This is a genomic window from Paenibacillus sp. 01T422 (assembly GCF_056398785.1).
The window spans coordinates 1-549 of sequence record NZ_JBFTQB010001569.1 but is presented as its reverse complement, the minus strand read 5'-3'; the positions used below and the strand labels follow the sequence as shown (position 1 = coordinate 549).

Annotated in this window: 1 pseudogene; it reads left to right on the top strand. The window is 49.5% G+C overall.

The features are described 5' to 3' along the window. Positions 1-181 precede the first annotated feature (181 nt). Positions 182-549: pseudogene (locus AC1DUA_RS40215) on the top strand (glycosyl hydrolase); the annotation flags it as partial.

Here is a 549-nt window from a genome sequence, read left to right as displayed (position 1 = left end):
GTATTTGGGGGGCGTATTGGCATGATTTCGCAAGGATGTGCAAACCGGACAAGATAGTTGCAGTGAGAATTATGCGCGTCAAAATAGTGCGATTGTTAGGGCAAAGTAACTTCCTTTATAGTGTTTAAATAGATGAAAGCAATATTTTATATATATGAACTTGCCGAGGAGATGAGCTTGCATGGCCCAGTTTAATATGCAGTCTTTTGCACAGCCGGAAGCGGAGTACCGCATTCATCCGTTCTGGTTCTGGAATGGGGAAATGGACGATGAGCAGATTCGTTATCAGATTGATGAGATGGCAGATAAGGGTTTGGGGGGATTTTTCGTCTGTGCGAGACAGGGACTTCAGATACCTTACTTATCCGATGCCTGGTTTCAAAAAGTTCGCGTAGCGGTTAAAGCGGCCGAGCGCCGCAATTTGCAGGTGTGGCTCTACGACGAGTACCCGTATCCGAGCGGGATCGCTGGCGGCGAGGTGACGCTGGAGCATCCGGAAGCTAAGCACTATACACTGGAGCACCGGGCCGAGAGGGTGCAGGGTGGAGA